A 12,096-nucleotide genomic window follows, 5' to 3' on the forward strand; every position below is an offset into this window, starting at 1 on the left:
GGGGAAACAGCGGAAGACTATAGCACGGAGGAAGAAAGGAAAACGCTAAACGGGCCGCTAAGCGACCCGTGTTTTGAAGAATTTACAGAACCAGACCGCCGACGATAAAGCCGAGGATCACGCACAGCGTGATGGCAATCACGCCCGGAATTAAGAAGGCGTGGTTAAACACGTATTTACCGATGCGCGTTGAGCCCGTGTCGTCCATTTCTACCGCTGCCAGAAGCGTAGGATAAGTTGGCAGAACGAAGAGCGCCGATACCGCAGCGAATGAGGCAATAGCGGTGAGCGGACTGACGCCCAGCATTAGCGCCGCTGGCATCAGCGCCTTGGTGGTAGCTGCCTGGGAGTAAAGCAGGGTGGCGGCAAAGAACAGCACCACCGCCAGCAACCACGGGTAGTTTTGTAGCAGGTCGCCCGCGAAGCCCTGAATATCCTGAATATGGCTTTTGACGAAGGTATCGCCCAGCCAGGCCACGCCCAGCACGCAGACACAGGCGCTCATGCCGGATTTAAAGGTGCTGGCGTTGAGAATTTCACCGGTATCGATTTTACAGGTAAGAGAAATAAGCGTGGCGATGGTCAGCATGAACACGACGATGGCTTCGTTACGCGGCAGCACCGGGTTCTGAATCAGGCCAACGGTATCGCTGATAGCGGTGGCGTAGAACATCACCGCCACGATACCTATCAGGAACAGCAGCACCGCGCGTTTGGCATGCGGTTTCAATTTGAAGGCCTGACTACCGCGCAGTTGCACTTCGCCTTTGGCAAGCCGTTCCTGATACACCGGATCGTCTTTCAGCTCGCAGCCAAGGAAGTTACAGACGATTGCGGTCAGCATGACGGCAACCAGCGTAACCGGAATACAGATAGACAGCAGGGTCAGGTAGCTGACCCCCAGCGGCTCCATAAGTCCCGCAAAGAAAACGACGGCCGCAGAAATTGGCGAGGCGGTGATAGCTATCTGGGAAGCCACCACGGCGATGGAGAGCGGACGGGAAGGGCGGATTCCCTGCTCTTTTGCCACCTCGGTAATGACCGGCAGCGTGGAAAACGCCGTGTGCCCGGTGCCTGCCAGAACGGTCATAAACCAGGTGACGAGCGGGGCGAGAAAGGTAATATATTTTGGATGACGACGCAGCAGCCGCTCCGCGAGGCTGACCAGGTAATCCATACCGCCAGCCACCTGCATAGCGGCAATCGCGGCGATGACCGCCATGATGATTTCGATGACGTCAAAAGGGATGTCCCCGGGTTTAATCTGGAACAGTAAAGTAAGAACCAATACACCCAGACCACCGGCAAAGCCAATGCCTATGCCGCCAAGCCGGGCCCCGAGATAAATCGCCAGCAGGACGATAACGAGTTCAGCGCCAAACATAATGTGCTTCCTTGAAGTTTAATGAGTTGAAAATAAGTTGTTGTATGAATGTAAGCACCAAACGAAAAAGGCACGTCGCGATGGACGTGCCTTTTGGCTTTGCTAGCTGGTCGGAATTATCATTGTTCGTTTTCATCCGTATAGCGTTTTGCTTTGTAGACCGGGTGCATCAGATTATGAATCGAGAATATATCGTCTAATTCGGCTTCTGTCAGCAGGCCGCGCTCCAGAACGACCTCCCGCACGCTCTTACCGGTTTCCGCACAAATCTTGCCGACGATATCGCCGTTGTGGTGCCCAATAAACGGATTCAGATAGGTCACGATGCCAATTGAGTTGTAGACATAGCTTTCACAGATTTCTTTATTCGCGGTAATGCCGTTGATGCATTTTTCCAGCAGGTTATAGCAGGCGTTGGTCAGGATGTGGATGGATTCAAACATCGCCTGGCCGATAACCGGCTCCATCACGTTCAACTGTAGCTGTCCCGCTTCGGAGGCCATGGTTACGGTAGTGTCGTTACCGATGACTTTGAAGCACACCTGATTCACCACCTCTGGCACAACCGGGTTCACTTTGGCTGGCATAATGGAAGAACCGGCCTGCAGTTCTGGCAGATTGATTTCGTTCAGGCCCGAGCGCGGCCCGGAGGAAAGCAGGCGAAGGTCGTTACAGATCTTCGACATTTTTACCGCCAGACGCTTGAGTGAGCTGTGAACCATCACGTAGGCGCCGCAGTCAGACGTTGCTTCAATCAGATCTTCGGCCGGTACGCACGGCAGGTTGCTGACTTCCGCCAGTTTTTGCACGGCAAGCTGCTGGTAGCCTTCAGGCGTGTTCAGGCGTGTACCTATTGCCGTGGCGCCAAGGTTAACTTCCAGCAGCAGCTCTGCGGTACGCAGCAGGTTTTTGGTCTCTTCGTTTAGCAGGACGTTGAAGGCATGGAATTCCTGCCCCAGCGTCATCGGCACCGCATCCTGCAACTGGGTACGGCCCATTTTCAGGATGTTTTCAAATTCGACGGCTTTACGCTGGAAGCCTTCACCCAGTTGGTTAATGGCATCAATCAGTTTGATGATGGAGGCGTAAACCGCGATGCGGAAACCGGTTGGGTAGGCATCGTTGGTGGACTGGCATTTGTTGACGTGATCGTTCGGGTTGAGGTACTGGTATTCACCTTTCTGGTGGCCCATTAGCTCCAGCCCGATATTGGCAAGCACTTCGTTGGTATTCATGTTAACGGAGGTGCCCGCGCCGCCCTGGTATACATCTACCGGGAACTGGTCCATACACTTGCCGTTATTCAGCACTTCGTCACAGGCCTGGATAATGGTATTGGCGATGCTTTTCGGGATGGTTTGCAACTCCTTGTTCGCCATCGCCGCCGCTTTTTTTACCATCACCATGCCACGCACAAATTCAGGAATATCGCTGATTTTGTTGTTACTGATGTAGAAGTTTTCAATCGCTCTCAGAGTATGCACACCGTAGTAGGCATCCGCTGGCACTTCCCTGGTACCCAACAAGTCTTCTTCGATACGAATGTTATTTAACATGTGAACCTTCTTTTTCAAGCTGCCAATAAATGCACCGTTTTCACGCACACGATGTGTGGTCGTGAGATGAATAGACCGACGATTATTCCCATATTCGGTCACCATGCCGTGATGATATGCTGATCATAGCGAAAAGCAGCAATCTGGATCACTTATTAAAACTCTCATCACATAACTATTATTAATATGTGATATCGATCAACAGATGGAAACTTCCAGAAAAATAACCTGGTGCTTAGATTGATCTTTGGCTATTGCGTCGCCATCTGTTAGCAATGCTTTATTGCTAACCCATTTTTCACAAGCGCCAGAAGGGGCTTGTTGTCCAACTACAGGAGAGTACGGTGCGCTGGATACCGTTAATTGCTATTTTTCTCTATGTTTACATCGAGATTTCGTTGTTTATTCAGGTAGCCCATGTGCTGGGCGTCTTCCTGACGCTGGTGCTGGTCATATTCACCTCGGTTATTGGTATGTCGCTGGTGCGTAACCAGGGCTTTAAAAACTTCATGCTGATGCAGCAGAAGATGGCCGCAGGCGAAAGCCCCGCAGCCGAAATGATCAAAAGCGTTTCAATCGTGCTGGCCGGTTTCTTACTGTTACTGCCAGGCTTCTTTACTGATTTGCTCGGCCTGCTGCTGTTGCTGCCGCCGGTACAAAAGCACCTGACCTTAAAACTGATGCCGCATTTGCGCTTTTCGCGTACGCCCGGCGGCGGTTTTAGCGCGGGCAATGACGGTGGCCAGACCTTCGACGGAGAATATCAGCGTAAGGACGATGGCCCTAAGCAGCTTGAAGACCGCGACGATCGCCGTGATAGCGACAATCGCCCCAATCGTTAAAAATGCGAAATTTTTTTGTTTTCCCCCTTGAAGGGGGGAAAGCTCATCCCCATCTCTCTCGTCACCAGCCGATAACCCATTTGGGCCGGCGTTACCTAAACAACTGATACTGACTTTCTCAAAGGAGAGCTATCAATGAGTATTCGTCCATTACATGATCGTGTCATCGTCAAACGTAAAGAAGTTGAATCCAAATCTGCAGGCGGCATCGTGCTGACCGGGAGTGCAGCGGGTAAATCAACTCGTGGCGAAATCATCGCTGTCGGTAAAGGCCGCATTCTGGAAAACGGTAACGTGCAACCGCTGGACGTGAAAGTCGGCGACATCGTGATTTTCAACGATGGTTACGGTGTGAAGTCTGAGAAGATCGACAATGAAGAAGTGTTGATCATGTCCGAAAGCGACATCCTGGCAATTGTTGAAGCGTAATCCGCGCGCAAACGCAAACTGAACATACGAATTTAAGGGAAAAGAACAATGGCAGCTAAAGACGTAAAATTCGGTAACGACGCCCGTGTGAAAATGCTGCGTGGCGTAAACGTACTGGCAGATGCAGTGAAAGTTACCCTCGGTCCTAAAGGCCGTAACGTGGTGCTGGATAAATCTTTCGGTGCACCGACCATCACTAAAGATGGTGTTTCCGTAGCGCGTGAAATCGAGCTGGAAGACAAGTTCGAAAACATGGGCGCGCAGATGGTGAAAGAAGTTGCCTCTAAAGCGAACGACGCTGCGGGCGACGGTACTACCACCGCAACCGTGCTGGCTCAGTCTATCATCACCGAAGGTCTGAAAGCCGTTGCGGCGGGTATGAACCCAATGGATCTGAAGCGCGGTATCGACAAAGCTGTTATCGCCGCCGTTGAAGAACTGAAAAATCTGTCTGTACCTTGCTCCGACTCTAAAGCTATCGCTCAGGTCGGTACTATCTCCGCTAACTCCGACGAAACCGTGGGTAAACTGATCGCAGAAGCGATGGAGAAAGTAGGCAAAGAAGGCGTTATCACCGTTGAAGAAGGCACCGGTCTGCAGGACGAGCTGGACGTAGTAGAAGGTATGCAGTTTGACCGCGGCTACCTGTCCCCGTACTTCATCAACAAGCCAGAAACCGGTTCTATCGAGCTGGAAAGCCCGTTCATCCTGCTGGCGGACAAAAAAATCTCCAACATCCGTGAAATGCTGCCGGTGCTGGAAGCCGTTGCGAAAGCCGGTAAGCCACTGCTGATCATCGCTGAAGATGTTGAAGGCGAAGCGCTGGCAACCCTGGTGGTGAACACCATGCGCGGTATCGTGAAAGTAGCTGCGGTTAAAGCACCTGGCTTCGGCGACCGTCGTAAAGCAATGCTGCAGGATATCGCTATCCTGACCGGCGGTACCGTTATCTCTGAAGAGATCGGTATGGAGCTGGAAAAAGCGACTCTGGAAGATCTGGGTTCCGCTAAGCGCATCGTTATCAATAAAGACACCACCACTATCATCGATGGTACCGGTGAAGAAGCGGCGATTGCTGGCCGTGTAAGCCAGATTCGTCAGCAGATCGAAGAAGCAACTTCTGACTACGACCGTGAAAAACTGCAGGAGCGCGTGGCGAAACTGGCAGGCGGCGTTGCGGTAATCAAAGTCGGTGCGGCTACCGAAGTTGAAATGAAAGAGAAGAAAGCACGCGTTGAAGATGCCCTGCACGCGACCCGTGCTGCGGTAGAAGAAGGCGTGGTTGCCGGCGGTGGCGTTGCGCTGATTCGCGTAGCGTCTAAACTGGGCGAACTGCGCGGCGTAAACGAAGATCAGAACGTGGGTATCAAAGTTGCGCTGCGCGCGATGGAAGCGCCTCTGCGTCAGATCGTTCTGAACTGCGGCGAAGAGCCATCCGTTGTTGCGAATACCGTGAAAGCGGGCGACGGTAACTACGGTTACAACGCAGCAACTGAAGAATACGGCAACATGATCGACATGGGTATCCTGGACCCAACCAAAGTAACCCGTTCTGCTCTGCAGTACGCGGCATCCGTGGCGGGTCTGATGATCACCACCGAGTGCATGGTTACCGACCTGCCAAAAAGCGACGCGCCTGATTTAGGTGCTGCTGGTGGTATGGGCGGCATGGGTGGCATGGGCGGCATGATGTAATTGCCTTAGCACCTTGTGTTAAAGAAACCCTCAGGCAGAAATGCCTGAGGGTTTTTTCTTTTGGGTCGCAGTCTGGTATAAGGTCTTACCGGGCAATGATGGCCCGCTACATTCAATACGGCATTGATTACGGGGAACAACATGCGCATAAAAGTTTCAGCAGGAATGGCTGTGGCAGCGTTGCTGCTGGCGGGATGCAGTACCAGCAATGAACTGAGTACGGCCGGGCAGAGCGTTCGTTTTGTTGAGGATAAGCCGGCCAGCAACTGCCAACTGTTAGGCAGCGCTACGGGTGAGCAGAGCAACTGGCTATCCGGGCAGCACGGCGATGAAGGCGGCTCCATGCGCGGTGCGGCAAATGCCCTGCGTAATAATGCGGCAGCAATGGGCGGCAACGTGATATATGGCGTCAGCAGCCCGAGCCAGAACCTGCTGTCGAGCTTTGCGCCGACCGCCAGTAAAATGACCGGCCAGGTTTATAAGTGCCCGAACTGATTAATTGCTGGTGGATAAGCGCTAGCGCCGTCCACCAGATATTTTTATGACTGACGCAGCTGCAAATCCAACGGCGTTTTGCTCGGCTCGCCGCCAATCTCACGGGCAAGCTTCGGCACCATATAGCCGGAAACCAGCGTCAGCAGCTCGCGCATAATCTTCCTCGCTTCATCGTCGCTTACCATGAAATGCGCCGCGCCCTGCACTTTATCCAGTACGTGCAGATAATACGGCATCACTCCCGCATCAAAGAGCGCATTGCTTAAATCCGCCAGCGTTTGGGCATTATCGTTAACGCCGCGCAGCAGCACGCTTTGGTTAAGGAGCGTAACGCCCGCCTGGCGCAAGCTCGCCATCGCCGCCCTGAACTCATCGCCAATTTCCTGTGCGTGATTGATATGGTTGACCAGCAACGTTTGCAGGCGCGAGCGTGCTATGCGCCCGACCAGTGCATCGGTGATACGTGCCGGTATAACAATTGGCAGGCGGCTGTGAATGCGCAGACGCTTAATATGCGGGATAGCTTCCAGCTCGCTCAGCAGCCACTCCAGCTCATGATCTTTGGCCATCAATGGGTCGCCGCCGGAGAAAATAATTTCGTCCAGCTCGGGATGTTCACTGATGTAGGCGAGCGCGGCCTGCCAGTTTCGCTTGTTGCCCTGATTATCGGCATACGGGAAATGGCGGCGGAAGCAGTAGCGGCAGTTCACGGCGCAGCCACCTTTCACCAGCAATAAAGCGCGGTTGCGGTACTTATGCAGCAGCCCCGGCACGACGCTGTGCTGTTCTTCCAGAGGGTCGGTACTGAAACCCGGCGCTGTTACAAACTCCTGCTTTGCGGTGAGGACCTGACGCAGAAGCGGGTCGTGCGGATTGCCTTTTTCCATGCGGGCGACAAAGGCGCGTGGCACTCGTAGCGCAAAAAGACGACGTGCATCACGCCCTGCCAGCAAGGCTTCGTCAGCGTTTATATTTAAAATATGCAGCAGTTCGTCGGGATCGGTTATAACATCGGCAAGTTGCGTTAACCAATCTTCTCTGCGGGGGGGATTTAGGGTTACAATGTGTGCCATTTTTTGGCTAAGCTACCAGTTAACAATTTCAGAGGGCCTTATGGCGACTTATTCTAGCAACGATTTCCGTGCCGGTCTTAAAATCATGTTCGAAGGCGAGCCTTACGCAGTCGAATCCAGCGAGTTTGTGAAGCCAGGTAAAGGCCAGGCCTTTGCACGCGTTAAAATGCGTCGCCTGCTGACCGGCACCCGCGTTGAGAAAACCTTCAAATCTACCGACTCCGCAGAAGGCGCAGACGTTATCGATATGAACCTGACTTACCTGTACAACGACGGTGAGTTCTACCACTTCATGAATAACGAAACCTTCGAGCAGCTGGCTGCCGACGAAAAAGCGATTGGCGATAACGCTAAATGGCTGCTCGACCAGGCTGAATGCATCGTGACTCTGTGGAACGGTCGTCCAATCCAGGTAACGCCACCGAACTTCGTGGAGCTGGAAATTGTTGAAACCGATCCAGGTCTGAAAGGCGATACCGCAGGCACCGGCGGTAAACCTGCCCGGCTGTCTACCGGCGCGGTGGTTAAAGTTCCGTTGTTCGTACAGATTGGCGAAGTGATCAAAGTTGATACTCGCTCTGGCGAATACGTTTCTCGCGTTAAGTAATACGTGAAGATTGGCGGCGTGGGCTTGTTTTCTTATCACGCCGCAGCTTTTGAAGGCAGGGAAGAAGACCGGGAAGAAGGTAAGGAAGATGAATCGACTGGCTAAGCAGCTCCTCTTTATCGCTTTTCTGGCGATGCTTCTGAACGGATGCAATACGACCCGTGGTTTTGGCGAAGATCTACAGCATCTCGGCGGCGCAATCGAGCGCGCAACCCACAAATAACCTCCATAACTCCTAAAAAATTCTCCATCTGCGTCAGCTTTCCATTTTTTGGCTATGCTTAAGTAGCTATACACAAACACATGGGCAAAAAAGGAAAATTTCATGATTAAGAAAACTATTGCAGCGTTCTTTTCACTCGTCGTGCTCACCTCATTGCTGACGGCCTGTAATACAACGCGTGGTGTTGGTGAAGATATTTCAGATGGCGGTAGCGCGATTTCTGGTGCAGCAACAAAAGCACAGAATTAATCGTAAATCCACGACGGTACGGTAGTTGATACCGTACCGTTATTCTGCCGCTTCCAGCGGGTTGGATAAAAATAAAGAGAAGCGGTTATCAACCCCTAATTTCATACGGATATTTCGCTTATAGGTATAGACCGTTTTAGGACTGATACCCATTATTTTCGCAATCAATTCGTTACTCGCCGCCTCCGTCCATAATTTTAAGACTCGCTCCTCGCGTAAAGTAAGCAGTGAGGCCGTATGCTGTTGACGGTATCTGAAAGGCGGGCGCGTATTTAACGTCTGTTCAATAAGGGAATGAAGCTCGGGCAAAGGAAGCGTTTTGCTGAAAATGTCCTCCGTGCCTTGATTCCGGCAATACGCTTCAATTTGCGGATGATCCCCGCTTTGTATTACCATCAGACGAGTCGATTTACCACAGGCAGAATAAATCGCGGAGAGCTGTTGAATATTATGCAACGCGTTTGAAAAGCCAGAAAAATCAGCAATAACCATATTAGGCTGCCACTGTATGATTTTTTCGCGGGCGATAAGCAAATTATCGGTATCGGCGATACAAAAAGTATTATTTTTGTTAATTAACTTTCTAAGACCCAGAAGGCTATAGTAACACCGGTCAACCAGTAATATTTTATACATTTTTAACGTTCGCGAATTTCATTATTACAGCCTTTCCAGGATCCCAGGGAAACGTTTTAATCATATAAATTTTTTAAGCAAAGTGAATTGCTGAACTGCGCAACAAATCCAGGCTATTTCCAGGCTTAGCTTTTTTAGATGAAAGCGCTGGAAAGCTGGCGTGCCGCCTTCTGCGACGGGAAAATTCTCTTGCTCTGTTTTGCCTTTTTCTAAGTGATACACTACCTGTCTTTACACCAGCGCTGCGGGACGACCCGTAGCCGCTTCTTTTTCAACGGGGACGGCCCCTTTAATGGAGCTATTATGTCCTGGTTTATTCTTGTTATTGCCGGTCTGCTGGAAGTGGTTTGGGCCGTAGGGCTGAAATACACGCAGGGTTTTAGCCGCCTGTGGCCGAGCGTGATGACTCTTGTGGCGATGGTGGCCAGCGTGGCGCTGCTGTCCTGGGCGATGAAAACGCTGCCTGGCGGCACCGCTTACGCCGTCTGGACGGGGATTGGCGCCGTGGGTGCGGCCACAGCCGGTATTCTGCTATTAGGGGAATCAGCAAGCCCGGCCCGTCTGGCGAGCCTGGCTTTGATTGTTATCGGTATTATCGGGCTGAAGCTCAGCACCCATTAGCCCGCTTGTTTGATCCACAGGAGCTTCTCAACCGGGAAGCCCTGGCGGGTCGCGGTTTCCAGCATTTGCTGTTTTACTTCATCGGTGATTGTCGGCGTGCGGGAGAGGATCCACAGATAATCACGGTTCGGCCCGCACACCAGCGCGTGTCGATAATCTTTGTCGAGCGCAATGATGTTATAACCGCCATAGAACGGGCCGAAGAAAGAAACTTTCAGCGCCGCACGGTCCGTCGAACCGGTGAAATAAGCCTTACCGATGCTTTGCTGCCACATCTTGCGGTCAGGGTTAAATCCGCGATTCACCACCCGTAGGCCGCCATCGTCCATCAGGCTGTAGGTCGCCGTGACCTTTTGCAGGCCGCGTTCAAATTTGTGGTCAAAACGGGCAATTTCATACCACTGCCCAAGATAGCGTTTGGTATCGAAATGATTTACCACCGTCACGTTCGGCGGCGGGGCGGGGGAACTACAGGCAACAACCAAAAACGCCACCGTTACAGCAGAGACTATCGGCCAGATGCGCATAGCTTATTCCTTAGCAGCTTTTTGCTAAGTGTAGATTGTGCCGGGAAAAATGCCCGCCGGCGGCAGGCATTTCAGGTTGCTGACACAGAAGGAAAAAGCGTGGTTTTTCCTTCTTTGTGGTTATCTGCCGAAAATCAATCAATTGATTTTGCTATTAATTTTAGGATGATATCTTTCTGAACTTCTTAAGTTACGAGATTTGTCACCGGTCTCAAATGCCTGCCGGTGGCAGACATTTGAGATGACTTGTGCGCTTAAAGGGCACAAGCCCCGATAAACGTCACTACGGTCAGTATCGCTGCAAGCCCGTAGAACACCCATTTGCCGGAAGGCACCTGGATCTTCAGATCGTGCATGGCGTGATGAATGCGGTGCAGACCGCACCACAGCGGCAGCACAATCATCAGGAAGATGAACAGGCGGCCAATCAGGCTGTGCGCGAAGGCATAAACCCGGTCATAGCCCAGCGCGTCACCGGGAAACAGGCCGAGCGGCAGCATAATGCCCACCAGTAGTACGATAACGGGAGCGATAATCGCTCCCCACATGCCGCCAGCCCCAAACAGACCCCAGAATACCGGCTCGTCGGAGCGCTTCGGATTGGGATTGATCATAACGTCCTCCTTACCAGAACAGAGCAACAAACAGAATAACGACCGTGACAACCGCGGTTACCGCCCACAGCCCTTTAATCACCGGCGCTGGCCCCATTTTTTCACCCTTGACGATAAAGTTAGCGGCCTTCGGTGCCAGCTCAAACCAGGTTTTGGTGTGCAGCAGCGCGGCGGCAAGAGTTATCACATTCAGGATCGCCACAATCGGGTTGCGCAGGAAGCCGACAAAATTCTCCCAGCTTTCCGGCCCGCCTTTCAGGGCAAACAGCCCAAAGATCAGCAGGATGCTGAACCAGACGGTTGGCACCGAGGTGCCTTCACGCAGCATATAAAAACGGTAAAAGCCCAGCTTCTGCCACCAGGTGGGTGCCATTTTCCGGACGTATGGCTTACGTTTCGTGGTCATTGTGCACTCCTTAGCGTGGTTTCAGGGTGGCTAGCAAAAAGTCTTTCGAGCTTTCGACTTTGCCCTGCTGGATAGCGGCGGCCGGGTCGACGTGTTTTGGACAGACTTCTGAGCAATAGCCCACGAAAGTACAGGTCCAGACGCCGTTCTGGCCGTTTAGCTGCGCCATACGCTGCTTTTTGCCACGATCGCGGCTGTCCAGGTTGTAGCGGTGAGCAAGCGTAATCGCCGCCGGGCCAATAAACTCAGGATTCAAACCGAACTGCGGGCAGGCCGCGTAGCACAGGCCGCAGTTGATGCAGCCGGAGAACTGGTGGTATTTCGCCATCTGTGCGGGCGTCTGGAGGTTCGGACCCTGCTCCGGCGTGCGTGGATTGCCGATGATGTACGGCTTAATCGCTTCCAGGCTTTCGATAAAGTGGGTCATATCGACCACCAGATCGCGCTCGATGGGGAAGTTCGCCAGCGCCTCAACCTTCATGCCCTGGACGTATTCGCGCAGGAAAGTTTTGCAGGCCAGCTTTGGCACGCGGTTAACCATCATGCCGCAGGAGCCGCAAATCGCCATACGACACGACCAGCGATAGCTCAGATCCGGCGCCAGATTGTCCTTAATGTAACCCAGCGCATCCAGCAGCGAGGTTTGCTCATCGTAAGGAACTTCATAAATGACGCTGTGCGGTTCGCTGTCCGTTTCCGGGTTGTAGCGCACCACTTCAATCGCCAGGGTTTTCATTAC

General features: G+C 52.5%; 16 protein-coding genes. 8 read left to right on the plus strand and 8 right to left on the minus strand.

The genetic code is table 11. The features are described 5' to 3' along the window. Positions 1-82: 82 nt before the first annotated feature. Together E2L00_RS08360 and aspA are read right to left on the minus strand one after the other, a co-directional pair. Complete coding sequence (locus E2L00_RS08360; protein WP_167609749.1) at positions 83-1,384, minus strand: anaerobic C4-dicarboxylate transporter; 1,302 nt, start codon at positions 1,382-1,384, stop codon at positions 83-85. Positions 1,385-1,503: 119 nt separating this feature from the next. Continuing rightward, positions 1,504-2,940, minus strand: coding sequence for an aspartate ammonia-lyase (gene aspA / locus E2L00_RS08365; protein ID WP_167609752.1), 1,437 nt, complete (start codon positions 2,938-2,940; stop codon positions 1,504-1,506). Positions 2,941-3,284: 344 nt separating this feature from the next. Between aspA and E2L00_RS08370 the strand changes: the two genes are divergently transcribed. The 4 genes from E2L00_RS08370 to E2L00_RS08385 all read left to right on the plus strand — a co-directional run bounded on the left by E2L00_RS08370 (position 3,285) and on the right by E2L00_RS08385 (position 6,401). Further along, positions 3,285-3,782, plus strand: coding sequence for an FxsA family protein (locus E2L00_RS08370; protein WP_167609755.1), 498 nt, complete (start codon positions 3,285-3,287; stop codon positions 3,780-3,782). Between the two features lie 135 nt (positions 3,783-3,917). After that, positions 3,918-4,211, plus strand: a complete 294-nt coding sequence (locus tag E2L00_RS08375) for a co-chaperone GroES (protein WP_043081801.1) — start codon at positions 3,918-3,920, stop codon at positions 4,209-4,211. Positions 4,212-4,259: 48 nt separating this feature from the next. Then, positions 4,260-5,906 carry a chaperonin GroEL gene (groL, locus tag E2L00_RS08380; RefSeq protein ID WP_167609758.1) on the plus strand — a complete coding sequence of 549 codons (1,647 nt, stop codon included), beginning with the start codon at positions 4,260-4,262 and terminating at the stop codon, positions 5,904-5,906. Positions 5,907-6,047: 141 nt separating this feature from the next. Further along, the gene (locus E2L00_RS08385) at positions 6,048-6,401 is read left to right on the plus strand and encodes a DUF4156 domain-containing protein (protein ID WP_167609761.1); all 354 of its coding nucleotides are present in this window, start codon (positions 6,048-6,050) and stop codon (positions 6,399-6,401) included. A gap of 44 nt (positions 6,402-6,445) precedes the next feature. Here the strand turns inward: E2L00_RS08385 and epmB are convergent, their stop codons facing one another. Next, positions 6,446-7,474: an EF-P beta-lysylation protein EpmB gene (gene epmB / locus E2L00_RS08390; RefSeq protein ID WP_167609764.1), complete on the minus strand. Its 1,029-nt coding sequence runs from the start codon at positions 7,472-7,474 to the stop codon at positions 6,446-6,448. Between the two features lie 40 nt (positions 7,475-7,514). On the opposite strand from epmB, the gene efp reads away from it, so the two are divergent. From efp to ecnB, 3 genes are all read left to right on the plus strand, one after another. Next, positions 7,515-8,081, plus strand: coding sequence for an elongation factor P (efp, locus tag E2L00_RS08395; RefSeq protein WP_167609767.1), 567 nt, complete (start codon positions 7,515-7,517; stop codon positions 8,079-8,081). An 88-nt stretch (positions 8,082-8,169) separates the two neighbouring features. Further along, complete coding sequence (locus tag E2L00_RS08400; protein ID WP_167609770.1) at positions 8,170-8,304, plus strand: entericidin A/B family lipoprotein; 135 nt, start codon at positions 8,170-8,172, stop codon at positions 8,302-8,304. A gap of 102 nt (positions 8,305-8,406) precedes the next feature. Continuing rightward, positions 8,407-8,553, plus strand: a complete 147-nt coding sequence (gene ecnB / locus E2L00_RS08405) for a lipoprotein toxin entericidin B (protein ID WP_167609773.1) — start codon at positions 8,407-8,409, stop codon at positions 8,551-8,553. A gap of 39 nt (positions 8,554-8,592) precedes the next feature. On the opposite strand, the gene E2L00_RS08410 is transcribed toward ecnB, so the two are convergent. Beyond that, positions 8,593-9,189: a LuxR C-terminal-related transcriptional regulator gene (locus E2L00_RS08410; RefSeq protein WP_167609776.1), complete on the minus strand. Its 597-nt coding sequence runs from the start codon at positions 9,187-9,189 to the stop codon at positions 8,593-8,595. Positions 9,190-9,492: 303 nt separating this feature from the next. Here E2L00_RS08410 and sugE point away from each other — a divergent pair, with 303 nt between their 5' ends. After that, entirely contained in the window at positions 9,493-9,810 is a 318-nt protein-coding gene (gene sugE / locus E2L00_RS08415; protein WP_167609779.1) for a quaternary ammonium compound efflux SMR transporter SugE, read from the plus strand. Here sugE and E2L00_RS08420 read toward each other — a convergent pair. The 4 genes from E2L00_RS08420 to E2L00_RS08435 all read right to left on the minus strand — a co-directional run bounded on the left by E2L00_RS08420 (position 9,807) and on the right by E2L00_RS08435 (position 12,093). Continuing rightward, a complete protein-coding gene (locus tag E2L00_RS08420) occupies positions 9,807-10,337 on the minus strand; it encodes a lipocalin family protein (protein WP_167609782.1) in 531 nt (176 codons plus the stop codon). The two genes, sugE and E2L00_RS08420, sit on opposite strands and share 4 nt — an antisense overlap. A gap of 254 nt (positions 10,338-10,591) precedes the next feature. Then, positions 10,592-10,951, minus strand: coding sequence for a fumarate reductase subunit FrdD (gene frdD, locus E2L00_RS08425; RefSeq protein WP_167609785.1), 360 nt, complete (start codon positions 10,949-10,951; stop codon positions 10,592-10,594). Between the two features lie 10 nt (positions 10,952-10,961). Continuing rightward, positions 10,962-11,357 carry a fumarate reductase subunit FrdC gene (frdC, locus tag E2L00_RS08430; RefSeq protein WP_167609788.1) on the minus strand — a complete coding sequence of 132 codons (396 nt, stop codon included), beginning with the start codon at positions 11,355-11,357 and terminating at the stop codon, positions 10,962-10,964. A 10-nt stretch (positions 11,358-11,367) separates the two neighbouring features. Next, the gene (locus E2L00_RS08435) at positions 11,368-12,093 is read right to left on the minus strand and encodes a succinate dehydrogenase/fumarate reductase iron-sulfur subunit (RefSeq protein WP_420808844.1); all 726 of its coding nucleotides are present in this window, start codon (positions 12,091-12,093) and stop codon (positions 11,368-11,370) included. Between the last annotated feature and the right edge of the window lie 3 nt (positions 12,094-12,096).

Source organism: Cedecea colo (genome assembly GCF_011808225.1).
Taxonomy (GTDB): Bacteria; Pseudomonadota; Gammaproteobacteria; order Enterobacterales; family Enterobacteriaceae; genus Dryocola; species Dryocola colo.